At 36.3% G+C, this 26,681-nt stretch carries 23 protein-coding genes, 1 other RNA gene, 1 pseudogene, 1 riboswitch and 1 other annotated feature; of the genes and pseudogenes, 5 read left to right on the top strand and 20 right to left on the bottom strand.

Annotated features, from left to right (window positions below; translation table 11 throughout):
- The 4 genes from HMPREF0367_RS04245 to HMPREF0367_RS04230 form a co-directional block, all read right to left on the bottom strand.
- Positions 1-809: zinc-ribbon domain-containing protein (locus HMPREF0367_RS04245; protein WP_035401490.1), on the bottom strand; the 809-nt coding region annotated here is incomplete at its 3' end.
- 155 nt (positions 810-964) lie between these two features.
- Positions 965-1,441, bottom strand: a complete 477-nt coding sequence (locus tag HMPREF0367_RS04240) for an MGMT family protein (RefSeq protein ID WP_035401488.1) — start codon at positions 1,439-1,441, stop codon at positions 965-967.
- A gap of 283 nt (positions 1,442-1,724) precedes the next feature.
- Positions 1,725-3,662, bottom strand: a complete 1,938-nt coding sequence (lysS, locus tag HMPREF0367_RS04235; RefSeq protein ID WP_035401485.1) for a lysine--tRNA ligase — start codon at positions 3,660-3,662, stop codon at positions 1,725-1,727.
- Positions 3,663-3,707: 45 nt separating this feature from the next.
- Positions 3,708-3,918: a binding site (T-box leader), on the bottom strand.
- A 41-nt stretch (positions 3,919-3,959) separates the two neighbouring features.
- The gene (locus tag HMPREF0367_RS04230; protein ID WP_035401483.1) at positions 3,960-4,571 is read right to left on the bottom strand and encodes an L-threonylcarbamoyladenylate synthase; all 612 of its coding nucleotides are present in this window, start codon (positions 4,569-4,571) and stop codon (positions 3,960-3,962) included.
- Between the two features lie 72 nt (positions 4,572-4,643).
- Here HMPREF0367_RS04230 and mnmE point away from each other — a divergent pair, with 72 nt between their 5' ends.
- Positions 4,644-5,975, top strand: a complete 1,332-nt coding sequence (gene mnmE, locus HMPREF0367_RS04225; protein ID WP_035401481.1) for a tRNA uridine-5-carboxymethylaminomethyl(34) synthesis GTPase MnmE — start codon at positions 4,644-4,646, stop codon at positions 5,973-5,975.
- Between the two features lie 217 nt (positions 5,976-6,192).
- Here the strand turns inward: mnmE and HMPREF0367_RS04220 are convergent, their stop codons facing one another.
- The 12 genes and pseudogenes from HMPREF0367_RS04220 to HMPREF0367_RS04165 form a co-directional block, all read right to left on the bottom strand.
- On the bottom strand, positions 6,193-6,390 hold the full coding sequence (locus HMPREF0367_RS04220) for a hypothetical protein (protein WP_035401479.1): 198 nt from the start codon (positions 6,388-6,390) through the stop codon (positions 6,193-6,195).
- Between the two features lie 87 nt (positions 6,391-6,477).
- Positions 6,478-7,209 (bottom strand): HAD family hydrolase, encoded by a 732-nt coding sequence (locus HMPREF0367_RS04215; RefSeq protein WP_051335172.1) that lies wholly within the window; start codon positions 7,207-7,209, stop codon positions 6,478-6,480.
- 144 nt (positions 7,210-7,353) lie between these two features.
- The gene (locus HMPREF0367_RS04210) at positions 7,354-9,351 is read right to left on the bottom strand and encodes an ABC transporter permease (protein ID WP_035401476.1); all 1,998 of its coding nucleotides are present in this window, start codon (positions 9,349-9,351) and stop codon (positions 7,354-7,356) included.
- Positions 9,344-10,111, bottom strand: a complete 768-nt coding sequence (locus HMPREF0367_RS04205) for an ABC transporter ATP-binding protein (RefSeq protein WP_022355686.1) — start codon at positions 10,109-10,111, stop codon at positions 9,344-9,346. The genes HMPREF0367_RS04210 and HMPREF0367_RS04205 overlap by 8 nt, the downstream gene beginning before the upstream one ends.
- Before the next feature lie 132 nt (positions 10,112-10,243).
- Positions 10,244-11,236, bottom strand: coding sequence for a sensor histidine kinase (locus HMPREF0367_RS04200; RefSeq protein WP_015536235.1), 993 nt, complete (start codon positions 11,234-11,236; stop codon positions 10,244-10,246).
- Positions 11,233-11,904 carry a response regulator transcription factor gene (locus HMPREF0367_RS04195; protein WP_035401473.1) on the bottom strand — a complete coding sequence of 224 codons (672 nt, stop codon included), beginning with the start codon at positions 11,902-11,904 and terminating at the stop codon, positions 11,233-11,235. Before HMPREF0367_RS04195 ends, HMPREF0367_RS04200 begins: the two co-directional genes overlap by 4 nt.
- Before the next feature lie 70 nt (positions 11,905-11,974).
- Positions 11,975-12,202 (bottom strand): annotated as a pseudogene (locus tag HMPREF0367_RS04190) (family 1 glycosylhydrolase); the annotation flags it as partial.
- Positions 12,203-12,236: 34 nt separating this feature from the next.
- Positions 12,237-16,547 (bottom strand): PolC-type DNA polymerase III, encoded by a 4,311-nt coding sequence (locus tag HMPREF0367_RS04185; protein WP_035401469.1) that lies wholly within the window; start codon positions 16,545-16,547, stop codon positions 12,237-12,239.
- 11 nt (positions 16,548-16,558) lie between these two features.
- Entirely contained in the window at positions 16,559-17,242 is a 684-nt protein-coding gene (gene rnc, locus HMPREF0367_RS04180; RefSeq protein ID WP_022355682.1) for a ribonuclease III, read from the bottom strand.
- Entirely contained in the window at positions 17,239-17,718 is a 480-nt protein-coding gene (coaD, locus tag HMPREF0367_RS04175; protein WP_022355681.1) for a pantetheine-phosphate adenylyltransferase, read from the bottom strand. Before coaD ends, rnc begins: the two co-directional genes overlap by 4 nt.
- Positions 17,715-18,263 (bottom strand): 16S rRNA (guanine(966)-N(2))-methyltransferase RsmD, encoded by a 549-nt coding sequence (gene rsmD, locus HMPREF0367_RS04170; RefSeq protein ID WP_035401464.1) that lies wholly within the window; start codon positions 18,261-18,263, stop codon positions 17,715-17,717. Before rsmD ends, coaD begins: the two co-directional genes overlap by 4 nt.
- Positions 18,263-19,528, bottom strand: coding sequence for an FtsW/RodA/SpoVE family cell cycle protein (locus HMPREF0367_RS04165; protein ID WP_022355679.1), 1,266 nt, complete (start codon positions 19,526-19,528; stop codon positions 18,263-18,265). Before HMPREF0367_RS04165 ends, rsmD begins: the two co-directional genes overlap by 1 nt.
- Before the next feature lie 99 nt (positions 19,529-19,627).
- Here HMPREF0367_RS04165 and def point away from each other — a divergent pair, with 99 nt between their 5' ends.
- The 4 genes from def (at position 19,628) to HMPREF0367_RS04145 (ending at position 23,672) form a co-directional block, all read left to right on the top strand.
- Positions 19,628-20,182 (top strand): peptide deformylase, encoded by a 555-nt coding sequence (gene def / locus HMPREF0367_RS04160; protein ID WP_022355678.1) that lies wholly within the window; start codon positions 19,628-19,630, stop codon positions 20,180-20,182.
- A 71-nt stretch (positions 20,183-20,253) separates the two neighbouring features.
- Positions 20,254-22,062: a ribonuclease J gene (locus HMPREF0367_RS04155; protein WP_022355677.1), complete on the top strand. Its 1,809-nt coding sequence runs from the start codon at positions 20,254-20,256 to the stop codon at positions 22,060-22,062.
- Positions 22,063-22,135: 73 nt separating this feature from the next.
- Positions 22,136-22,993: a metallophosphoesterase gene (locus HMPREF0367_RS04150; protein WP_035401460.1), complete on the top strand. Its 858-nt coding sequence runs from the start codon at positions 22,136-22,138 to the stop codon at positions 22,991-22,993.
- A gap of 20 nt (positions 22,994-23,013) precedes the next feature.
- Positions 23,014-23,115, top strand: a riboswitch (TPP riboswitch).
- A gap of 47 nt (positions 23,116-23,162) precedes the next feature.
- Entirely contained in the window at positions 23,163-23,672 is a 510-nt protein-coding gene (locus HMPREF0367_RS04145) for an energy-coupled thiamine transporter ThiT (protein ID WP_022355675.1), read from the top strand.
- A gap of 25 nt (positions 23,673-23,697) precedes the next feature.
- Here the strand turns inward: HMPREF0367_RS04145 and HMPREF0367_RS04140 are convergent, their stop codons facing one another.
- The 4 genes from HMPREF0367_RS04140 to HMPREF0367_RS04130 all read right to left on the bottom strand — a co-directional run bounded on the left by HMPREF0367_RS04140 (position 23,698) and on the right by HMPREF0367_RS04130 (position 26,583).
- Positions 23,698-24,576: a sugar phosphate isomerase/epimerase family protein gene (locus HMPREF0367_RS04140; RefSeq protein WP_035401458.1), complete on the bottom strand. Its 879-nt coding sequence runs from the start codon at positions 24,574-24,576 to the stop codon at positions 23,698-23,700.
- Positions 24,577-24,761: 185 nt separating this feature from the next.
- Positions 24,762-25,712, bottom strand: a complete 951-nt coding sequence (locus tag HMPREF0367_RS04135; protein WP_022355673.1) for a magnesium transporter CorA family protein — start codon at positions 25,710-25,712, stop codon at positions 24,762-24,764.
- 187 nt (positions 25,713-25,899) lie between these two features.
- An RNA gene (gene rnpB, locus HMPREF0367_RS10210) (RNase P RNA component class B) lies at positions 25,900-26,236 on the bottom strand.
- A gap of 14 nt (positions 26,237-26,250) precedes the next feature.
- Positions 26,251-26,583 carry a DivIVA domain-containing protein gene (locus tag HMPREF0367_RS04130; protein ID WP_015536244.1) on the bottom strand — a complete coding sequence of 111 codons (333 nt, stop codon included), beginning with the start codon at positions 26,581-26,583 and terminating at the stop codon, positions 26,251-26,253.
- Positions 26,584-26,681: the final 98 nt, after the last annotated feature.

The raw sequence follows: 26,681 nt of genomic DNA, 5'->3' as shown, positions 1-26,681 counted from the left end.
ACGGGGCATACCGTACCTTTCACACGGGCATTGATAACTGATTTCCACTCGTTACCGCATTTTCTGCACTTCCACCAGACATTTTTCCTCGATTTTGCATTTACCTCATCAGGCTTCAATGGTAAGTTCTTCTCCGACCACTCCGAAGCAATTTCAGGGTGTGTTGTCTGCAAATCATTAAACCCTTTCAGGAATATGTACCCACTGCAATACGGGCATTTGCTCCCACCGGAACGAGTAGAAATAAGGGTGTTCCACTCTCTGCCGCAATCCTTACACTTCCACCAAGCCTTACGATTGGCAAAGACCGTAACCTGAGTTGGAAGTAACGGATAATTTCTATCCGACCACTCGGCAGCTATATCCGGCAGAAGTGTTGCAAGGTCATTAAATCCTGCCAACACTTTATTATGAGAGCAGTACGGACAACCTGTTTTATTTATTGTCCTGCTCTTAACGGCAGCTTCCCACTCGTGACCTTTTTTACATCTCCATATCACTTTCTTATGAGAACCAATAGAAACCTCTATCGGTTTTATCTTATTCTTTTTCGACCACTGCTTTACCAATAGTGGCTCTAATGTCGCCAAATCGTTAATACCTGCAATCACTCTCGCACCGGAACATATCGGACATTTCTCTCCATTAGAACGAGCCTTAACGCTTGCCTGCCATTCATGACCGCAAGCACCTCTCCACCATACTTTTTTATTTGAACCGAAAGTAATGTCATCAGGCGTAAGCGTTAAATTCTTTTCCGACCACTCCGAAACAAGCTCCGGGTGTACTTCTGCTAAACTGTTATTCATAGCCAAACCTCAACCTCCTTGTGCTTAGAGTATATGAAGTTTTGGCTTTATCTTGTAGTTTGCGAATATCCGTATAAATAGAAAAAGCCCTTTGAGAAAGGGATTTCTCCTCTCTCAAAGGGCAAGTTGGCAAACTGAAAGTTTCACATTATCTATTACAATGTAAATAATGCTTTTTCGTAGTCCTTAACATAATACTTAATATTGGTTCTACCTTTTTGTATTACAGTATGTCCCTCCTTCTCAAGCATCTCCTTTTGTGCCTCAACTCCTCCAGGATACTTTGCATTTAATTCCCCATTTGCTTTCAATGTTCTCCAATAAGGTGTTTTATCTTCTGCACGCTGATAACTCGCCCATGCAACTATTGAAACAAAAATTCCAGCTGTGATTGGCTCTGTAAAATCAGCACCGCTTTGTTTAGCAAAGTAATCTCTTATTGTACCTACAGTAAGCAATTTACCACAAGGCACAAGTCGCATTACTTTGTCATAGTCAATAGGTGGGGCAAAGTACATTTTATCTCCACCATATTTTTCAATGCTCTTTTCATCTGTTATTATTTGAACTTTAGGCATATCCTTGCTATCCATAAGCATAGCATTAAAATCTTTTTTATCTTCATTTGCCATAAGTATCACCTCCAAGCCAATCATATCTCAATAAATATACTCATGCAATGAGACGGTTTTTAAATTTCTCTCAAAAATTCCGATTTGTATTTCTGTTTGTTTTAAAAATGGGCAACTCCAATTGGAATTGCCCACTCATTGCACTAATTATGCGATTTTTTCTTGCTTGCACCGATTTCTGCATCAAATGATGTAAGTTTGATGTAAATCGCTGTTTTTTCAGTTTTTTATCAAATGAAGTATGTCCCGTCTATTTGGTAAAACGGTACATCTTTACATCATCTTAATAGAGCTTCGCACCTGCCGGAATGTGGTCATCTACCATCAGAAGATGAAGCTTTTCTTCGCCTTCTTCTTCATGAATAGCACTGAGGAGCATACCGCAAGAGTCAATGCCCATCATAGCTCTCGGTGGAAGATTTGTGATAGCAATCAGAGTCTTTCCAACCAGTTCTTCCGGCTCATAAAAGCTATGAATACCGCTTAAAATGGTTCTGTCTGTGCCTGTTCCGTCATCAAGAGTAAACTGTAACAGTTTCTTTGACTTCGGTACTGCAACACACTCTTTAACCTTTACTGCACGGAAATCTGACTTGCTGAATGTATCAAAATCAACAAATTCCTCAAATAAAGGCTCTACCTTTACCTTAGAAAAATCAATCTTTTCAGACTCAGTTTTTACATTTTTTTCAGGTGCTTCAGAAGCTGTATTATTTACATCATTTTTCTTATTTACACCATCTAAGGACTTCATTGTCGGGAACAATAAGACTTCACGAATTGTTCTCTGATCTGTCAACAACATCACAAAGCGGTCAATTCCAAGTCCTACACCACCAGTAGGAGGCATGCCGTATTCCAATGCTTCTACATAATCTGTATCGACTTCGTTGGCTTCATCATCTCCAAGTTCTCTTAGCTCCAACTGTTTTTCAAAGCGCTGTCTTTGATCGATTGGATCATTTAACTCAGAGAATGCATTCGCATATTCATGTCCACAGATGAATAATTCATAGCGATCGGCAAAACGAGGATCCTCTGCATTCTTTTTGGCAAGCGGCGAAATACTTGTAGGATGCCCATATACAAATGTAGGCTGAACAATTGTTTCTTCTACATATTTTTCAAAGAATAAGTTGATGATATGTCCAACAGAGTTATGGATTTTTTCGACTTCAATATCATGTTCTTTAGCAAGTGCTTTGGCTTCATCCAAAGTCATTTCTTTCCAGAAATCAACTCCGCAGGCTTCTTTGATCGCATCCACCATGTGAATTCGTTTAAATGGTGCTTTTAAAGACAGCTGTTGCCCTTGATATGTAATTTCTGTTGTATCTAATACTTCATTGGCAACAGAATCAAACAATCCTTCAATCAGATCCATCATACCATATAGATCACTATAGGCTACATAGGCTTCTACTGTTGTAAATTCAGGGTTATGCATTGCATCCATTCCTTCATTACGGAATAAACGTCCAATTTCATAAACACCTTCCAAACCACCAACGATCAAACGTTTTAATGGTAATTCTGTTGCTATTCGCATATAGAAATCCATATCTAAAGTATTGTGATGTGTCACAAATGGTCTAGCACTAGCCCCGCCTAAAATAGGCTGCAATACTGGTGTTTCCACTTCTACAAGACCTTGACCATCTAAATAATGTTGAATGGCACGAATAATTTTTGGTCGTGTTAAGGCAATATGTTTTGCCTCTGGATTCATGATCAAATCTACATAACGACGACGATAACGCTCTTCTACATCAGTTAAACCATGGAATTTTTCTGGCAATGGTCTTAAAGATTTAGATAAGTGTGTATATACCTGCGCACGAACAGATAACTGGCCATGGTCCGTTTTCATGACCGTTCCTTCGATACCTACGATATCTCCAATGTCATTTTTCTTAAAGATTTCATATTGATCATCACCAATTACATCTTTACGTACATAAATCTGAATCTGTCCATCCACATCCTGGATATGCATGAAACCAGCTTTCCCCTGACGGCGTTTGGTCATGATGCGTCCTGCCACTTTTACGTGTACTTCTTTTTCCTGAAGTTCTTCTTTTGTGCAGTTTTCATACGCTTCAACGATTTTTCCAGAAGTTGTTGTGCGATCATAACGCTTTCCAAATGGATCGATTCCCATGTCTTGAAGATCCTGCATCTTCTGGCGACGCACTTTTTCCTGTTCAGTTAATTTTTCCATTTTCTTTATCCTTTCCTATACTCAATAAAAAAAAAGAGCACTCGTCATAGGGACGAAATGCTCGTGTTACCACCCTAGTTTGTCTTCCAGATCACTCTAGAAAACCTCTGCCACTGTCAATTAACAGTGCTTCCTTTAATGCAGGAATTACATACAGCTCCAAGGTTTTATTCTCAAAGGTCCTGTGCTTTTTTCCACCAACCAAAAGCTCTCTGTAACATTATCCTAAGATACTCGTCCTTTTCATAGCCTTTATCCGCTAAGTATCGTACAAGACTAAAATAACTTTGTCAAATACTATTTTGATTTATTCTCAATCACACAAACTAACTCTTCTAATGATATTGGTCCTTCTCTTAAAATTTTTAGATCTTCTTTAGTACAATCCACAATCGTACTTGCCTGAAGTGCTCTACACTTTCCTAGTACGATCCCATCAATATTTGGTAACTGTTCTAAAACATCTTCATATTTTAGAGCTGTTGGCGCGCCAGATTGATTGGCACTAGTTACTAATAATGGAGTATCTAATTCATCGATCAAAGATAAGACAAATTCTTCATCTGGAATACGAATTGCAATTGTTTCAAGTCCGTTATTATAGGATTTATCCAATCTTGGATCCACTGGAAGCACCAGTGTCAAAGCTCCGGGCAAAAAATGTTTTGCGATCAACTTTGTTCTTTCATCAATTATGGCAATACCTTCTAATTGTTCCAGCTTTGATACCATCATAGGAATTGGTTTTGTCTCTGGACGATGTTTGGCATGTTTCAAATTATGCAATGCATCTAGATCACCATACATCACACCGACTCCATATACTGTATCGGTTGAAATTGCTATGATTTCATGATCTTTAAATGCTTTGGCAACTTCATGGATTTGATCTTGAGTATATTGTTTCATATGTTGTTCCCTTCTTACATTTCACGTGTATATATATTATACTATATTTACAAAAGAAAGAAGGAAAACACAATGTTTCAACATACAATTGCTGCCATCTCAACTGCATTACAGGATGGTGCTATTTCTATCATTCGCTTAAGTGGTGATGAAGCTATATCTATCGTTCAAAGCATATTTTCAAAAAACATATTAGATGCGAAAAGTCATACCATCCATTATGGATTTATTTTGGATGACAACAAACAACCTGTTGATGAAGTGCTTGTTTCAATCTTTAGAGCACCAAAAACATATACCCGAGAGGATATCGTAGAAATCAACTGTCATGGCGGTACTTTTATCACACGTAAGATCTTATCCATCGTATTAAGTCATGGAGCTATGCTGGCAAAACCCGGTGAATTTACACAAAGAGCTTTCTATCATGGAAGAATCGATTTATCCCAAGCTGAAGCCGTACAAGATATGATTGAAGCATCCAATGATACAGCCGCCAATATGGCGATTCGAGGTATCCGAGGCAGTATCAAAAAATTGCTGCAACCTCTAATCGATGATTTGATGGAAATCATTGCCAATATCGAAGTAAATATTGACTATCCAGAATATGATGATGTTGCCCAACTAACAACACATGATCTGCTACCAAAAACCAATGAATGGCTCACCAAGATTGATACCATTTTGAACCGTGTTCAAACAGGACAACTGTTGAAGAAAGGTATTGATACAGTCATTATTGGAAAGCCAAATGTCGGTAAGAGTTCATTATTGAATGCTTTATTAGAAGAAGATAAGGCAATTGTAACCGATATCGCCGGCACCACACGTGATATCGTGGAAGGACAGATCCATATTGGTTCCATACAGTTAAACCTGATCGATACAGCAGGAATTCGTGATGCCAAAGATAAGATAGAACAAATAGGAATTGAAAAAAGTCAGGAAAAATTAAAACAAGCCAAACTTGTTCTATTAGTCTTTGATGGCAGCAAGCCTTTAGATGAAGAAGATAAAAAATTACTTGAGCTTACAAATGATAAGATGCGTTTGATCATCTATAACAAAGAAGACCTGTCTCAAAACACAGACAAAGAAGGTATCTGGATCAGTGCCCAAAACAATGATATCCATTCCTTGATCGAAGCCTTGGAAAACATGTATCAAAACGACTTGTTAAAAGAAGAACCTCTTTTATCTAATGAAAGACAAATTGGTTTATTAAACCAAGCTAAGCAGGATATGATACGAGCAAAAGAGGCAATGGAAAACTTTATAGAACCGGATTTAATTGAAATTGATATTCAAATGGCACATGATCATTTAAAAGAAATCCTTGGTGAAGTTCATCGCGAAGATTTACTGGATACTTTATTCTCTAAATTTTGCCTGGGCAAATAAAAAGATAACCGCCAGCACAAACGCTGACGGTTTTATTTTAAAGAACGCCTTGAAGTATATATCCTAGACAAAGGGCAACAATCCCGATAATCACAAATACAGTACTAACAATACATTGTATAAGTTGACCACTATTTTTAATATAAGATCGTTGTGGATCTTTAAACGAATATACTACACTACAATGGTTCCCCACCACAAAGATCCCATTTGAAGTTCATCCTGTATGCTGCCTATATATTCTCTTTCCTACGCTATACTCAAATATAGCTCGACTGGTTTTCCCATTTGTTTCGATCTTTATGATCTTACCGCTAGCTCGACCTTTGTATTTTAAAAACATTCTATAACGAGGCACGCAAACAATAAGTCCAACAACAAGAAACAAAACTCCAATTATCCAGAATACAATCATAAAACCTCCACACCTTTTTTATTTTTCTATCATGATTCTATACGATTTATATAAGATAAACGGCACCTGATTGGTGCCATATTTGTTTTATTTTACTTCTGGTAAACTTTTTGCCCATTCTAATAAATCTTTTAAACTTCCCATCTGGAAATCATCTGTTGGTAAATTATCTTTATTTAAAAGACAATCTTCGATCAACATAACTTCCATTCCAAGTTTTTTGGCAATTCCATCTTCCGCAACATCGTTACCAATCATGATGCAATCTTCTGGAGCCACCTTTAAAGACTCACAAACTTCTTTGTAATAAGCTGGGTTGGGCTTTGCAGAATGCGAATTTTCAAAAGTTGTAACCAAAGGAAGACTCTCTGGATCAATATGAAGCCAGTTTAAGCGTGAATATGTGGCAATCTGAGGGAAGATTGGATTTGTTGCGATTGCTACAGTATATCCTTTTTCCTGCAATGTCGAAACAATTTCCTTGCTAAGATTGGTAACCTTACATGCATTCACACAATTTTGAAATTCATTGGCATAGAAATCCAAAAAAATTGGTTCACACTCATCATAATCTAAGCTTGTATTATTATTGAAATAATCACGGAAAACTTCCATATTTGTTTTAGGTCCTGTATTCAATACCATTTGTTTGGTTCCACCCCAAATATGTTTATATAGGTCTTTTGGATCGATACGATCTATCATACAACCACATAATCCCATGAAATATGCCTTTTCAAACTCATTAATATCCATTGGCAATAACGTTCCATCCAAATCAAATAATATGTTCTTTTTTGGTTTCATCGTAAAGCTCATAAATTCTATACTCCTTATTTCGCTAATGTCCTTATTTTAGCATAGAATCATTTAAAACAATATTGAATTTTAAGCTTATTGATTTAACTTTCCTTATGATTAATATAGAACAGATAAATAATAAACAAAGCGCCTGGAATGATCTTACATAGCGTTTCGAACAATTCCATAATAGACCTTGCTGGTCAAGAAATAGATCAAAACATACACTAAGGCAAATACTCCAAAACAAATTACGGTAGTCATAATATAAAGATTTGTATTATCCAAATACAATAAGCGAAGCATTTTTTCAATCATTGGGAAGGCAAACACAATATGGATCGCTGCCACCACAAGAGGTAGAAAGAATACAGTTAAAACTTGAGAATTGATCGTCTTTTTTACTTCACGTTTATCCAGTCCTACTTTCTGCATGATTTCAAATCGTTTCTTATCTTCATATCCCTCTGTGATCTGCTTATAATACATGATCAAGACTGTGGCCATGATAAATAGAAAACTCAAGAAGATGCCGATAAACAAGAAACTGGCATATAAAGACAATAGATCTTCATAATTTCCTTCCTGTGTATCCACCATCATGTAAGTTGTATCTCCTGGATAGTTTGCAATCAAGGCATCTGTGGCTTCTTTAACGCTCATTTCTTCTGATTTGCTTAAATTGAAATCATAACTGGTATGAATATAACTTGCATTATCACCATACGCTTGTTTTTGAAGATCATCGATCATAAACAAAGTATCCATAGAATCTACTACAACAAACATTGAGTTCTGCAGATTGGCACTGTAATTGGAATCGGCTTTGATCGAATCTAGAATTCCTTTTACCTTAAATGTATTTGAGGCAATATCAATTGTTTTATGATCAAACTGTTTTCCTGATGGAAAAACCAACACTTCATCTGGCGCAAGACTCACATTGGTTCCTTCTGTTCTGTTATAGTCATCAAGTGTTATAAAATACAGAACAACTACATTTGAAATGTCCTGCAATGACATATTCTCATTTCCAAACGTATATGTATTTCCTTGGTTAAAAGCACTTACGGATAAAGTACGGTAAACCAATTCATCTTCCGTTTGAATACCTGCCTGTTCAATGGCATAATTCATATCATCAATCGTATAAAGGGCCTGGTTAGAATCAACACTATTAATAGATACTGTGATATCTCGAGGGAAACGCGTCTCGATGATATCGTTCATTCCTACCCATAAAGAAATTGTTGTTGATAACATGACCAAAACCATAGTAGACAAAATACAAATGTTCCCCAAGCCAACCGCATTTTGTTTCATACGATAAATCATGTTGGAAACAGAAATAAAATGATTGGTCTTGTAGTAATAACGCTTATTTTTCCTTAAGAGCTTTAAGATAACGATACTGCCAGCCGTAAATAACATATATGTTCCAATTACGACTAGAATGACCGCAACCATGAAGAACGCAAAAGCAGTAACTGGATCTTGGATTGAAACAGACATATAATATCCTGTTCCTAGACAAATCAAGCCAATAATTGCTAATAACCATTTTGTCTTTGGCTCTTTTTCTCCATGTTGATCTCCATGCAGCAACTCAATTGGATTGGATAAATTAATCTGAATCAAAGAGAATAAATACATTAAAACAAAGATAATCAAGAATAAAATGATTGAATTTACGATAGATTGATAAGAGATATAAAATCCCAAGGCAATGGATGCATTTAACATCTTGGCAATCAACAGATAAAACGCTTTATCTAAAAGAATTCCTATTCCGATTCCTAGAACCATTGACACAAGAAAGACAATCATAGATTCCAAGGCAATCACAATAGAAAGATGTTTCTTTTCCATACCTAAGATATTAAAGAGCCCAAATTCACGTTTTCTTCGTTTGATTAAAAATGAATTTGTGTAGAATAAGAAAATTACCGCAAAAACCGTAATAACATAGATGCCCAGGCTTAAAATCTGCTGCATGACATCTCCACCAATCATGTTCATCATATTGGGATTCATAGATAAAGAAGATACCATATAATACATCATGATCGTTAAGATACAGGAAAGGACAAAAGGTATGTACATTTTGGCATTTTTCTTTAGATTATCAAATGCCAGTCGAAAGTAAAACGTTTTACTCATTGCGAGCACCACCCGTCGCCAGCACTGTCAAAGTATCGGAGATATTTTGATACATTTCATCCATGCTCTTATCGCCACGATAGATTTGATGGAATACCACACCATCTTTGATGAATAACACTCTTTGGGCATGACTGGCTGCTTTGATTGAGTGTGTAACCATCAAAATCGTTTGATTGTTTTCATTGATTTTAGAAAATAAACGAAGCAATTCTTCTGTTGATTTAGAATCCAAAGCCCCAGTTGGTTCATCGGCAAGGATCAAATCTGGATGTGTGATCAATGCACGGGCAACCGCTACTCTTTGTTTCTGCCCACCAGAAATCTCATATGGATATTTCTTTAAAATCGACTCAATTCCTAACTGACGCGCAATCGGTTCTAGTTTCAATTTCATTTCAGGATACTTCTTCTTAGATAGAACCAATGGTAAAAAGATATTATCCATATTGGAAAACGTATCTAATAAGTTAAAATCCTGGAAAACAAACCCAAGATGATCTCGTCGAAAAGCACAGATTTCTTTTTCGTTAATTTTGGTGATATCTTTTCCATTCAATAAAACAGTACCACTCGTTGGTTTATCCAATGCAGCCAGAATATTCAAGAGCGTTGTTTTACCAGATCCTGATTCTCCCATGATTGCGACATACTCCCCTTTTTCTATACTGAAGTTTACATCGGATAGCGCAAGAACCTGGTTCTGCGAAAATCTTGTAGTATAAACTTTCTTCAATCGATTTACTGTTAATAATGACATAATTCGTCTCCTCCTTAATACATCTTCAGTATAGATGTTTAGAAAATACACAACCATCGAATTTCCTTACAAAACAAACGCGAATCTTACATTTCTGAAAGAAACACAAAGAAAGCCCACATATTGTGAGCTTTAATCCTTTAATATACCAAAATCATATCGGTCCAATGTAATGATAACTTTAGTGCCCTGATGTCGTTTGGACTCAATCGCAATTGAATGATTAAGCTTATCCAAAATCTCCTTACAAAGATATAAACCCAGACCACTGGCTTTCTTATCAATACGACCATTGTATCCGGTAAATCCTCTTTCAAAGACTCGCTTTAGATCGCTTTGTTCAATACCAATTCCATTGTCTTCAATCACAAGCTCATGTTCATCTTGTAAGTAAATCATGATCTTCCCTTTTGGATTTGTATACTTTAAGGCATTAGATAAAATTTGTTCTAATACAAACACAAACCATTTTTCATCGGTTAATACGCATGTATGCGTTTCTTTAAAATCCAGCATAACCTTACGGTATATAAATTCACTGGAAAAATGACGAATGGCTTGACGAATGAGATCATCTAGATCCTGTTCACGAAAAACATAATCTGTCTGTGTACTGTTCATTCTTAAGTAAGCCAAAACCATGTCTGTATACTGTTCCATGCGTAAAAGCTGCATTTTGAGTTCTTTTTGATCAATTGGATCTGTATCTAGACAAAGGCGCATGGCTGCAATAGGAAGCTTGGCTTGATGAGCCCATAATGTAAAATAGTCCATCTGTTCTTTTTGTCTAGCTTCATTTTCTTCAATAATTCGCAGTTTATCTTGATCCATAGCCTGCAAGATCTTCTTATAATCCTGTCCCTTTAAAGAAGTATCCAAAATAAAAGGAGATAAAGATACATTATTTTTGATTTGTAAGGTCGTTAATGTCTCGTGCTGCTTATAATAACGATAGAAATCAATGATGCAGACACCTAAGATCAATACTCCTATCAACATATAGGCATAAATGATCATATCTAATTCGTATCGATAGAGAAAGAATAAAAAGGATAAAATCAAAAATGACATCAAAAACACGATGATGGCCAATAATCTATCTTTTAAATAATGAAGCACTATCATACCAAATACCCAATTCCCTTTTTTGTGATGATAAAATCTCGAACATCAATTTGTTCTAACTTCTTTCGTAAACGGTTCACATTCACGCTGAGTGCGTTTTCATCCACATAATAATCAGTCTTCCACAAGTATTCCATCAAATCATCTCGAGAAACGATCGAATTCTTTCTTTCCAACAAGAGTCTCAAGATCTTGGCTTCATTCTTGGTCAATTCGATGCTCTTGTCCTGAAAAGACACTGTATTATCTTCCACATTAAATCGAACACCTTTGTGTTCAATAAAATGACTTTGTGAATTAAAATCATAGGTTCTTCTTAATAGGGCCTGGATCTCGGCAGCCAAAACCTGTAGATCAAATGGTTTTGTGATATAGTCATCCGCTCCCTGCGATATCGCCATAACAATGTTCATATCGTCGTTGGCGCTAGATACAAATAGAATTGGTACTTTTGAGAACTTACGAATTTCCAAGGTCCAGTGATAACCATTTAGATGCGGAAGCGTAATATCCATCAAGATCAGATCCGGATCAAAGGCAATAAATTCCTCCATGATCTTAGAAAAATCATGAACCTGCCTTACTTGGTAATTCCAGCTGGATAAAAACTCTGCCATTTTTTGTGAAATCACTTTATCATCTTCTACAATAAATATTTTATAAACCATATCCTAATTATACTCAATTCGCACATAAACTCAAAAAAAGAAGAGCAGCCTAAGCCGCTCTATCTCTGTATCAATAACTTAAATCTTCTCCATTTGTCTCAATGAACTTTTTATACCACACAAATGATTTTTTCTTTGTTCTCTTCAAAGTTCCTTTTCCTTCATTATCTAGATCAACATAAATAAAACCATAGCGTTTTTTCATCTCACCGGTAGAGGCACTTACCAGATCAATAGGTCCCCAACTTGTATATCCCATCATATCGACACCATCGATTTCTACTGCATCTTTCATTGCTTGAACATATTAAGATGAACCTATAGAGAAATTATTAGAATAAAGTCATTTGGTTTTCTTCGTCCAATCCTTCCATCGCACCCATTTGATCCAATCGATCACACAAGGTCTTAGAAAGCTGTGTTCTTTTTAAGACATCCTCTTTGGATAAGAATGGTCGTTTTTCTCTTGCCTCGACAACCGATTTTCCTACGTTATCACCTAATCCATCCAGACTTGTAAATGGTGGAATTATAGCTTTAGGATCATCCGGGTCTACGATAAATTCATTGGCTGCTGAACGATTGATTGAAACATTGGAGAATCTAAAACCACGCAATGTCATTTCCAAGGCAAGTTCTAACGTATCATAAATCGCATTTTCTTTATCCGATACTTTCTGGGTCTTATCTTCTCTTGCACGCTTGATATCACTCATTCGCATACGTATTGCTTCTTCTCCGGCAATCATCGTTTGAATGTCATAAGCATCACAACGAATACTAAAGAACATACAATAATAATGAACTGGCATGTGCACCTTGAACCAGGCAATACGCACCGCCATCATAACATAGGCAACCGCATGGGCTTTTGGGAACATGTATTTGATCTTTAGGCAGGAATCAATGAACCAATCTGGAACATTGCTGGCTTTCATTGCCTTGATCCAGTCATCTTTTAAACCTTTTCCTTTACGAACGCTCTCCATGATCGTAAAAGAAAGCTTTGGTTCCAATCCATATTGAATCAAATCGACCATAATATCATCACGACATCCGATAACTTCACTTAAGACACATGTTCCATTATCAATCAAGTCTTTGGCATTCCCTAACCAAACATCTGTACCATGGGACAATCCAGAAATTGTGACCAATTCTCCAAAAGTCGTTGGTTTTGTCAATTCCAGGATACCACGAACAAATGGAGTACCAAATTCAGGAATTCCGGCTGCTCCGGTTACCTCATTGTATTTTGTCGTATCAATTTTTAATGAATCTGTCGATGAGAAGATCATCATCGTTTCAATATCATTCATTGGAATCTTTCTTACATCTACACCCGTAATTCTCTCCAACATCTTCATGGCAGTTGGATCAACGTGACCAAGAATATCAAATTTTAAGATATTGTCATGAATCTGATGGAAATCAAAGTGCGTAGTCTTCCATTCTGCATTTGGATTATTAGCTGGGTATTGTACTGGAGTAAAATCATGAACATCCATATCCAATGGCACAACAACGATACCACCTGGATGTTGTCCTGTAGTACGTTTTACCCCTTCACAGGCTTTTGCCAGATCTGTACGCTTTGCCTCACTGTATTCAGGAATATCCATCTCTTCTTCATAGCCCTTGACATATCCATAAGCTGTCTTTTCCTGAACCGTACCTACGGTTCCTGCACGAAAGACATGATCTTCACCGAATACTTCCTTGGTATAGGCATGAGCTGTTGGCTGATATTCTCCAGAGAAGTTTAAATCGATATCCGGAACTTTATCTCCTTCAAAGCCCAGGAATGTCTCAAATGGAATATCCTGTCCATCACCACGTATGATAGTTCCACATACAGGACACGATTTATCTGGAAGGTCAAATCCAGATTTAACATCTTCATCATCAACAAATTCATAGTAATGACATTTTGGACATACATAATGTGGTGTCAGTGGATTTACTTCGGTAATATTGGACATCGTCGCAACAAAACTGGATCCAACAGATCCACGACTTCCGACTAGATATCCATCATCATTGCTCTTTTTAACCAATAAATGTGAAATATAGTAAACAACATAATATCCATGCCCAATAATGCTGTCTAATTCACGGGACAATCTTTTCTCTACTACATCTGGTAGATTATCTCCATAAATCGAATGAGCTGTTTCAAAACAAATATCACGTAATTTTTGATCGGATCCCTCAATATCAGGTGGATACAGTTTATCTTTGATTGGATAAATTGGTTCCATCATAGATTTAAGTTCTCTTGGATTTTCAACAACGATCTTATACGCAAGATCTTCCCCAATCCAACTGAATGCCTGCAACATCTCATCTGTCGTCAGTAAATGCTGATCCGGTGCCTTGCATGCTTTACGCTTTACACGATCATAGAAATATAAAGGATGCCTTGCGTTTCCAATCGCTTTGGCATTGATATAAATATCACGCACACGTTTTTCATGTGGGTGTACATAGTGTGCATCACTTGTCGCAATGACCATCTTATTTTTCTTCTTGGCTGCATCAAGGATAAAGCGTATGATTTCTTTTAATTCGTCAACATCTTTGATACTGCCTCGATCGATCATATTTTTATAACATTCTAAAGGTTGAACTTCGATATAATCATAGAAATCCATCGCATCCAGCAATTCTTGTTCACTTCGCGTATGTGCCAAATCAAAGATCTCACCATTTTGACATGAAGATCCAAACAATAGATTTCCATGTGCGTGTTTTTCGATCAACTCTTTGCGAATGATGCGTGGCTCTGCCACCACATTTTCACCTGATTTTCCATTATAAGCCAAATATTGTGTATGCGATAAAGTAATCAGTTCGAAAAGGTCTTTTAACCCTTCTTTATTTTTAGCGTATACAGTAATATGATTTGGATGATTCTTCTTAAATCCTTCTGGTTTATCCTGCAACTGACATAATGTATCCATCGTTGCCTCACTGCCCAGATCATTCATCATATGACACATTACCTGCGATAAGACTTCCGCATCATAATCAGCTCTATGGGCACCTTCCCCATCATAGCTGACCCCATAAGAACGACATACCTGTCCTAGTCGATATCCTTTTCGGTTCAGGATCGCATATGCCAGTGGCAAAGTGTCAATTGTTGGATTTTTTAACTCTTCTCTTCCTAACTTACGTAAAGCTGCATTGATGAAACCAACGTCAAACACTCCATTATGGGCAACTAATACTGCATCCTCAAAATACTCTAATATTTCATCTATTGCCTCTTCGATCGTCTTAGCACTATCTACATCATTTTGTGTAATGTGTGTTAAAGACATGATATGTGCCGGCAATTTACATTCTGGATTGATAAACATCTGCTTCCGTGAAATCACTTCACGGTTTTTCATCTTGACCGCACCAAATTCAATGATCTTATCCAAACGATTGGATAAACCTGTGGTTTCAAGGTCAAATACCACAAATGTACAATCTTCCAATTTGGCATGGTTATTATTGGTTACGATCTTATATTCTGGATCTACCATGCTCATTTCACAACCATACAACATTTGAAAATTGCGATTTGGATTGGATTTATTTAAAGCACTTACCTTATGTTGTGCCATGGGAAAAGCCTGAACGACTTGGTGGTCACAAATTCCAATCGCATCCATGCCCCAGTCATATGCCGTCTGAATGAACTCTTCGATTGCACAAACCCCATCCATTTCTGAGAAATTGGAATGAACATGCCATTCAATACGTTTTTCTTTGGCATTATCCACCCGTTTCTTTTCTGGAATCACTTCCATCTTGTTGATCATAAAGGCATCGCATTTGGAAAAAGAATCATAGACAACTTCACCAGTTACACGAACGGTCTGTCCTTTTTTTGCTTTTTCGATTTCTTCTAAAGGACATCGTGCCCCTTCAAAACGCTTGGCAACGATCGCATCTTCATAATCACTGATATATAACATCTGCAATGTTTTTTTTGACTTCATGACTCGATTATCAATAGAAAAAATATGTCCTTCAAAGGCAACATTACGCATTCCTACTTGAAGTTCTGAAATCTTATAGATTTCCGCTTCTTCTTTTTTATAAGAATAGTTATTGCGCTTTGGTTCTGGCGCTACCTTTTGAGGAATTGGTTTGATTTCAATCACATTGGTTTCTATATCTTCATCATCTTCAACCAATTTACATAGAATATCCATCTCAATACCAACTTTTTTCAATTCTTCCTTTAGTGTAGGCAAAGAAAGATTTAAAGATGCCAGTCTTTCTGGATCTTTCGTTGAAAAACAAACAGTATGATTTTCCTGATAAGGATGTAGAAAACGAAAACATCGCAACACATCTACTTTTTCTACAAAATAATTGACATAAAGATCAAGTTCTTCCATTGAAACTTGAGGATTTCTAGACTGCAGATTCCATACAAGATGAACATGAAGAGCTAATTGTAGTTTAGAAAAAACTTCTTCATATATAGAAAATGGAAGTACATTCTCTACTTCAATGTTTAGTTCCAATTGTTTTTTTTGTGAATGAAAAACAGGATTTTTGACAAAGGTCGCATTATCAAAATATCCCGTTAATGATGACGGTAATAGTTTTTCAAAGGATTTTGTTACGTCCTGTGCCATACTTTCCTCCTTTACTTAGCCATTTTATCAAAGGCTGCTTTGGCAGCCAGCTGCTCAGCTTTTTTCTTTGTGCTGCTGGTTCCCTTTCCTAACAAGATGTCATCCAAATAGACTCCCATCGTAAAAGTAGGCGCATTACTTGGACCTTGTTCTTCAATAAGTTTATATTGAATAGTCTTTCTAGAATCAGCCTGGATCACCTCTTGAAGATGGGTCTTATAATCTGTTACATCTTCACTTTTTTCACTACCAAATACTGGCATCATATATTCGGTCAAAATCTTATCACAGGCTTCATATCCCAAATCGATATACATTGCTCCGATACAAGCTTCAAACTGGTCGGCCATTAAAGAACGACGCTTTCTACCTCCGCTCTTTTCTTCACCAACTCCTAATTTCAAAAATTTATACCAGCCTAATTCTTCATTTAACTTTGCAAGCGTTGCTTCACACACCGTCTGAGCTCGTAAGGTTGTCATTTTTCCTTCGTGCATCTTTGGCTGCATATGAAACAACTGATCTGCACTCCAAATCTGCAAGACTGCATCCCCCATGAATTCCAAACGTTCATTATTATCACAACCATGAGGATGTTCATTGGCATAGCTTGAATGTGTACAAGCTTCCTCATAAATATCTTCTCGTTTTGGTCTAAAGCCTTCATTTCTTAACCAATCTGTAAATGTTCTCATTTCGATTCCCTCTCTTTGATCGTTTTAAGCACACACTCTGGTACAAAAGACGATATATCTAAACCATATTTTATAAATTCACGAACATTCGTACTGGAACAAAGCGCCAAATCTTCTCTTGTATAAAGGCAGATCGTATCAATGGCTGGATCGATCAAAGCGTTCATACCAGCCATATTCTTTTCATATTCAAAATCCACTGTATTTCGAATTCCTCTGACAAGCACAGTTGCCCCAACTTTATGACAAGCTTCAACAACCAATCCATCCTGGATATAACACTCGACATTAGACATATCCTTAGTGATTTCATTTAACCAGGCAAGTTTTTGTTCATTTGAAAAAGTATTCGTTTTCAGCGAATTAGGTGAAACAAAGACCACCAGTTTATCAAACATCTTACTTGCTCTTTTAATCAAATCCACATGTCCTAAAGTTACCGGGTCAAATGTTCCACAAAAGGCTGCTGTTTTCATTGTTGTTCCTGCTTTCTATAATATGTGATCTTGGTAATACCATACACTTTTTCTTTTTGTTTTGATAGTGTTGCGATCTGTTCTGGAAATGTTTGTTGAGCCAAACTTTCCACTACGACCATTCCATTTGTATTTATCAAAGATAACTGATCCAATTTTTCGATCAATTCCACATTCTTTTCTTCTTTATAAGGAGGATCAATATAAACTAAATCATAAGCTTCTTTCAATCGATTCATAACAGAAAAAATGCTCCCAGATATAATTTCACAATTCTTTTCCTGCAAAGATTTCACATTTTCGCGAATTACATTAAGAGCTATACGATCTTTTTCAACCATGGTTGCAAATTTCATACCTCTTGATAAAGCTTCTAAAGCCATATTGCCTGTGCCGCTGTAACAATCCAACATTCTTCCAGAATCAAAAGAACCTCCAAGGCTGGAAAAAACAGCCCCTTTCACTTTATCTGCTGTCGGTCTTGTCGTATCGCCTTTGCATGATTTCAAAGGTCTTGATCCATATTTTCCTGCAACGATACGCATTAGGCATTCATCTCCTTTACTCGTATTTGTGAAATACACTGTTGCGATAAACCAATCGCCGTACAAATAGCCATCAAAGAAGAACCACCACTACTAATAAACAGCAGCGGAACTCCGGTAAATGGAATCAAGGCAGCCACACCACCAACATTCAAGAAGAAATGCATGAACAAATAGGTGGCATTTCCAACTAGCACAATTTTATAAACTGTTTCATTTGTCTTAAAAGCATAATAAAACAAACGATAAATTATGACCCCATACAAAAGTACGATCAATCCTAATCCAAAAACACCAGTTTCTTCGATCGTTACGGCCAAGATATAGTCGTTATCCGCCTGTGTTAAATATCCATATTTACGTGCAGAAGCCCCTATTCCCTTTCCTATGATATTACTTGATGCAATACCGTATAAAGAGTTGGCTGGCTGATATCCTTCTCCATATATATCATTATATGGATTTTTTGCGTTTTCAATACGAGTCGCAACATGCGAAAAAGGTGTCTGGGCAATGATGTCTGTTCCGATATCCGTAATACCAAATAGAACCACCACACCTAAAACACTTACTGTAAATAGGCGTTTTAGATTTTTTTGGATTCTTTGAATTGATGGATAATCTGGAATCAATATACAAACAAAGAAAATCATTGCAACAATGGACATTGTTCCCAAGTCTCTTTGTAGAATCAAAAAGATAATATCTAACACAAGTGCATAAATAGGAAAACGAAATAATTTAGACCATTTTTCCTGCAACTTAGGATTTCTTTTTGCCTTATAAACTGCACAGGCAATCAAAACGATCAAAAGCGGCTTGGTAAATTCACTTGGCTGGATCGTAATACCACCAGGTAAACGAATCCATGCCTGAGATCCACCAGATGCACTAAAGGCAAACGGCATCATCATAAATACCGACATAAATAATATAAACATCATCTCTGCTTTACTAAACCAACGAAAACTGAATACATGATTGACGATCCACATACAGAAATATGCCGCAAACAAAAAGGCAATCTGTTTGATCAGTGTAGTTAAAACGACCGTAGAATTTGTCGTAGTCTGTCCAACGTTGGTTGAAACGATCATAAACGTTCCAAACAGAATTAAGACAAAGACTGCTACATTTATGTATATATCACTATGTTTTCGCAACATAATCAAATCAATAAAAGAACGTAATCGCTGAGTACGTTTTTTTTTCTGTTCTAACTTTTTTTGTGCTTTATCTTTTCTTGAGAGTCTTTTTCTAGCCATGCACCTATTTTAACACATGTGTAAAGCAATGAGAAAAATAATCAAATAAATTGTCATTTATCAAAAAATAAACTAGAATAGAGTCCGAGGATAAAAATTATGAAGATTACATGTGAGAATATCATCTTGGACACAGATCCAAGAATTAGACAAAAAAGTGAAAAAGTAGAGCTCCCCTTAAACCAAGAAGATAAAGAGCTTCTAGAAGCACTGTTAGAATATGTGCGTAATTCAACCGATGAAGAAATTGCCGAAAGAGACAATCTAGAACCAGCTGTAGGTATTGCGGCCATTCAAGTAGGAGTCCCTAAAAAATTAATTGCGGTCGTTGTACCGGACGAAGAAGGCAATGTGCAGGAAGTTGCCCTTGCCAACCCTAAAATCATCAGTGAATCTGTACAAAACGCTTACTTAGATAATGGAGAAGGATGCTTATCCGTCAAAGAGGTTCATGAAGGACACGTATTCCGTCATGCACGCATCAAAGTTCGTGGCTATGACTTGATCAAAGACGATAATGTAACTATCAGCGCAGAAGGTTATTTTGCGATAGCCTTACAACACGAAATTGATCATTTATCTGGAATATTGTTCTATGATCGCATTGATAAAAACGATCCATGGAAAGAAGATGAGTTGGCAGAAGTTATTTAGCTTCTGCTTTTTTTTAAGATATTTGTTTGTTATAATGATAAAAGAAAAACGGAATTAGAAAGAGGAAGAATATGCCAACTAGACAAAATAATGTTTTAGGGCATACGAACTCAAGAAAACCATATCATACCAAAAATCATGTTGAGAAAACCGATACCCTCATCTATGCATTAGGTGGACTAGGCGAAGTTGGTAAAAACATGTATTGTTATGAACACGAGAATGAAATATGCATCGTAGACTGCGGTGTTTTATTTCCTGGTGATGAGCTTTTGGGTGTCGATTATGTCATTCCTGACTATCACCACTTGATTCGTATGAACAAAAAAAGGAAATTTTTAGTAATAACACATGGACATGAGGACCACATTGGAGGAATCCCATTCCTATTAAAACAAGTACAAATCGATGCGATTTATGCACCTCGATTTGCCAAAGCTTTAATTCAAAAAAAATTAAGTGAACATAAAGGATTAGAGAACACAAAAATCATTGAAATCAACGAAGATAGTCGCGTTTCAACTCGTTATTTTACCGTTGGATTTTTCAATACGATCCACTCCATCCCAGATTCATTAGGAGTATTGATCACAACACCAAATGGAACGATCGTACATACAGGTGACTTCAAATTTGACTTAACTCCAGTTGGAACCAATGCCGATTATCAAAAAATGGCTCATATTGGAGTTTTAAAACCAGATTTATTAATGTCGGATTCTACCAATTCAGGTGTTGAAGACTTTTCTATTTCAGAAAAGAAAGTTGCAGACGAGATCTTAGAAATCATGCGCAAAACAAAACAGCGCTTGATTGTTGCGACATTTGCCTCAAATGTACATCGCGTTTCTCAAATCATTGAAGCAGCCGTCAAATGCAAACGTAAAGTTATCGTGTTTGGTCGAAGCATGGAAAATGTGGTGGATATTGGACGAAAAATGGGTACGATCCATATCAAGAACAGTGATATGTTATCACCGGATGAATTAGCACATACACCAGATGATAAAATCTGTATCATCTGTACAGGAAGCCAGGGAGAACCTTTGGCTGCACTAAGTCGAATTGCCAATGGTACACATCGTCACATTCATCTAAAACCAGGTGATACGATCGTTTTCTCCAGCAATCCAATCCCAGGAAACACATCCAGTGTTAATAAAGTCGTAGACAATTTGTTCCGCGCTGGAGCTACCGTTCTTACAAAATCAGTTTTGAACAATCTGCACACAACAGGGCACGCTTCTAAAGAAGAACAAAAACTTATGCTGCAATTGATTCGTCCAAGATATTTCATGCCTGTACATGGCGAATATAAAATGTTGATGCAGCATCGTCAAACCGCCATGGAGGTAGGTATCCCTAAAGAAAACATCTTTGTTTGCGCCAATGGAGATATCTTGATTTTGCGTAATCATGAAATTCTTCAAAGCGACTGGCGATACCAGGGAGATGATATCTATGTCGATGGAAATGACATCAGTGGATTATCCACAGCAGTCTTAAAAGATCGTCGCATATTGGCAGACAACGGATTAGTAGCAGTCATTATTGCCATTGATTCCAAGATCAATAAGATCTTGATGCGTCCGGTTATCGTATCACGTGGTTTTGTGTTCATCAAAGATTCACAGGGATTGATCAAGGAAGCTGAATTTATCGTAAATGCTTCTTTACAGGAAAGAATGAAAGAAAAAACTACATTCTCTGAATTGAAAAACTGTGTTCGCTCAACACTGGAACCTTTCTTATATAGAAAGACACATCGAAATCCAATCGTAATTCCTGTTATCATCAATTCCAAGGCTACGATGGAAGAATTACAAAACGCGCGAAAAACAGCACGTAAACCCCGCAAGGTAAATACTTCACATGAATAGGGTAACTTCAAAGTTATCCTTTTTTTGATTTTTCAATTTGATATGTTACAATTTTTTGCATAGGGGTGAACATATGGAAATTACAAATCTACAAAAAAAGTTGATCATTCTTCTAAGTATCCTTGTCGGTATCATGGTATCGATCACTTTTTCTTTGTATCGGGCAATCTATGTAAATCCTAATAATCTAAACGTTATTTATCAAACTCTGCAGGATGAAGCTATCCCAACAAGTTTGAATGATGTATCCATCCTTTACTTCACAGACTTAGAATTCGGCGAGTTTCAAAATCAAGAACGAACGGAAAATCTCTTTAACACCATCTATGATCTAGCTCCAGATGTTGTGATCTTCGGTGGTGATTTATATGATTCATCTGATCAGATCAATGATGAAAACAATCAACTTTTAATTAACTATTTATCAAAAATCGATGCTCCTTTAGGTAAATTTGCGGTTCTTGGTGAAAAAGATCAGTTAGATGAAACAATGTTAAATACGGTTAATAACATTTATTCCAATAGTCAGTTTGAAATCTTAAGTGATATCAATGTTAAAATTGGAAATCAATCCACTGCATCAATTCGTTTAATTGGTTTATCTTCACAGCCTAACTTCGAACAGGCGTTATCTAATTTAAGTTCTGATGAATATAATCTGTTGATAAGTCATTATCCAGATACGCTAGTTAATGAAACACTTGCTTCATATCCGATTTCCTTAGCTCTTGCAGGACATTCTCATGGTACACAAGTAACCTATCCAATCATTGGAGGTTATAGAAGTATCGAAAATGCCACCCAGTTAAATCGATCCATCTCAAAAAATTTAAGTTTTGATTATATTATCTCTAGTGGAGTTGGTTGTACAAATGTCAATGTGCGTTTGTTGTCTACACCAGAAATTTATTATTTTAACTTGCATCATTAAAAAAAATATCTATAATAGAACTGTCAAGACAGGGGCGCCAATTTTGGCTGAGATGTTATGATAACGGTCCCTCATGACCTGAACTAGGTAATGCTAGCGTAGGGAGTCTATAAAAGTATTTGATATTTTTGTAATGATCCTTACGCCTCAAACATGGAGGTGTTTTTTTATGAAGAATTTATCAGTTAAAGATCTAGTTTTGATGGCGTTTTATGTTGCCCTATTTATGGTATTGGACACATTTGTCAATACATTAGGAATCTTCCAAATGCCAAACGGAGGAAGCCTAGGTGTATCTACTCTAGCTTTGTTAATGGCTAGTTATCATCTAGGATGGAAGAAAGGATTATTTGTATCCGTTGTTTCCGTATTCGCTCAATTTGTAACAGGACCTATGTATACACCTGATTTACTAGGTTTTTTACTAGACTATTTATTAGCATTCAGTGTATATGGAATCGCATGTTTGTTTCCAAACTTTGGTTATTTCTATACAGGTGTATTGGTAACAAACTTCATTCGTTTTGTTTGTTCAACCATTTCTGGAACTGTTGTGTGGGGTGTTGATTTATGGGGAAGCATCGTTTACCAGGCAACATACATGGTTCCAACTTTGATCTTAGGTTTGATCATCGTTCCTCTTCTATATAAAGCTGTAGAACCAAGCATCAAGAAATAAATCAAAAAGCAGGAATCCCTGCTTTTTATTTTGTCTTTTCTTGTAGTCTTTTCATGCATAACAAGGCTTCTTTATGACTAACTTCTGGCTCTAAGGACAGTGCTTTATCATAGCCTTGTTCTTTTAGGTAGGCAAAGATAGAATCATAATCAATATCCCCATCATAGATTGGTTTATGCACAAACGGTTTTTTAAATCCTTCTACATAATGATAATCTTTGACATGAATATGATCGATGTAAGGATAAACTTCTTTTAATTCTTCAATCAGTGTTATCCCCTGATATTCTAATGGAACATTTTGTTTAAAGGCGCGATATGAATTGGCTGGATCCCACAAAAGCTTGAGATAAGGACTATTGATCTGTTGAACCAATTGTAAGGTCATCTTCCCCTTTGGTAGATGCGAATATGGACAATTCTCTAAGACAAGCGTAATTCCATAATTACGAGCAATTTTTTCTGCCAACAATAGGTTATTCAAGATAATTTCCATATCCTCTTTTGTGCCAAAAGGCGGTTTTCTATTATCTGGCCAACGAAATGGAAATACACGAATTCGTTTACAGTCAAGTTCTAGAGCAATTTTACAAGCATTCTCAAGATACCTTAAATGCGTGTGAACATTTCCTTTAATCGAATAAAACTCAGGATTGAACAAAGTAACTTGATCGTTTTCGTATAAAGGACACAAGAAAAAGATAGTACTCGCTATGTTCGTTACTTTTACTTCATAACGTTGAACTAATTCTTTAATTTTTTTTACTTCTTTGTCGTTACACTCTTCGATAGATTTTGAAAAAACATTATGGATTTCGATATACTTATAACCGTGTTCATGAATGATTTGTAAAGCTGTTTCAAAATCCTGATTGATTTGATCGGTAATTATTGATAATTGCATGATATCACTTCCTTGCTTCAAGCATAGCACAGCCACAAAAAAAAGAAAGTAAATGTTATAACTTTTAAATTATTTTGTGCTTCTAATTAAAAAAACAATTCATTTCGAATATAGCGATGAAAAAAAGAGTCTTGACTCAAAATAGATATTAGATCTACTGAGCTCTTAGACTCTATTTTTCTATATCAATGAAACATATCTTTTTTAGAGAAGATATACGTTGCAATCGCACATGCAACAACGGCAATACCAATTGGAATCCAGATACTTGAAGCAAATGGAAGTCCATCAACATTCATTCCATAAAAACTGAAGATAATATTTGGAATTGACATTACGATCGTGATAACGGTTAAAACTTTCATTACGATGTTCAAGTTATTAGAAATCACGCTCGCAAAGGCATCCATCGTACCAGACAAGATATTTGAATAAATGTTACACATCTCAATGGCCTGATGCACCTCGATCATTACGTCTTCCAACAAATCCTCATCTTCTTCATATAGTTTAATTTGTTTTCCTCGCATGATCTTATTTAAAGTAATCTCAACAGATTTTAAAGATGTTGAAAAATATACTAAAGATTTTTCCAACCCTAACATCTGAATCAATTCTTTATTTTGCATGGACTGATGTAAACGCATTTCTGTTCTTGAAGATAAGCGATCAATTTGTCTTAAGTAAATTAAATAGCGTTGTGATATGCGCAAGACAAGTAACAACAAGAAACGTGTTTTTAAACGAGTATCAATTCCTTTGATTCGCTGCTGAGCCATATCTTCTATATTGTAATTTTCATGTAGAGAAATTGTTACAATATATCCTTTTAAAATCACAACACCTAATGGCAAGGTCGTATATTGCAAAGTTGTAAAATCTTCTCCGGTCTGCTCATCATCGGCACTTGGATAGTCGACAATGACCAGTGTCTGTCTAAAATCATCATCGTAATCGATATGTGAACTTTCTTCTTCATCCAAAGAAGATTTTACAAATTCCGGCAAAACTCCAATTTCTTCAATTAGATAATTTCTTTCTTCTTCTGTGGGTGCTACCGCATTGATCCAGCAACCTGGTTCAGCTGCATCGATCTTGCGTGTACCATCTTCAAATGTTTTGTAGAATTCTAACACAGTACCCCTCCTTTATAGACGGAGGCTACTGTTTAACGATGCCTCCGCATTTGTCAAAACTATTCGAATAATATTCACTCGGATCTGGAGACATCATTCCACCTACTTTCTTTCCTCAGGTATTGTATCACATAATTTTAAAAATACGAGAAAAAAAGCAGGATTTTACACCTGCTTAACATCTGGATCAATAAGCCATGTTCTGTTCTGACAAGTCAGTGACAGTCATTTATCTATAACTTTCGTTATCCAGCCTTCATTTCGTTTCAATCCGGCTGACTCCCCTACCAAATTTGGGTTTCTCGCTTGCGGGGTTTACCCGTTCCACTCAATATGTTTCCATATTGACTCGTCTCTGTGGCACTTTTATAGTCTATTTCCATAGTTTCCCTTAGGAAAATCGACGGCCGTCAGGTTGGGACCTGCCTAGACTTATTAATTCATCTAGCACAAACACTACGATCATCACAGATCGTGCGAGCATGGACTTTCCTCTAGCTTAACGCCAGCGACTGTCTAGACCCAGACTCATCTTCTCTTACTGATTAAATACAGCTTTTTCTAAACGTGCGATACGTTTTAAAACATCTACCATATCGCTGTTACCATTCACAAAGTCAGCATTAACTTTTTCGTTCAAGTTTTGATTTTCTGTCTGAAGAGTGAAAATTTGTTGAGAAAGTTCTTTAATTTTCTCTTCATAACGGGTCAAAGCCTGTCCTAATTCTTCAATTTTTTCATCATATATCTGATAATCTTCAATGATCTGATCTAGAAATTCATCTACTTCTGCAGGCGCATATCCTTTAATATCTACATGAAATTCTTTTTCATAAATAACTTGAGCTGTCAAATTTGTATCTTTTGCCATAATTCGTTCCCCCAATTCTCTATACATTATGCCGTCTTTGGACTAAAAAATCAATCGCAAATTTGAATGTTCTTATCTTTTCATATATAATATTTTCG

The sequence above is a fragment of the Faecalitalea cylindroides ATCC 27803 genome (genome assembly GCF_000469305.1).
Lineage (GTDB): Bacteria > Bacillota_I > Bacilli_A > Erysipelotrichales > Erysipelotrichaceae > Faecalitalea > Faecalitalea cylindroides.
Note: the sequence above shows the minus strand (reverse complement) of the source record. Positions and strands in the feature narration are given on the sequence as shown.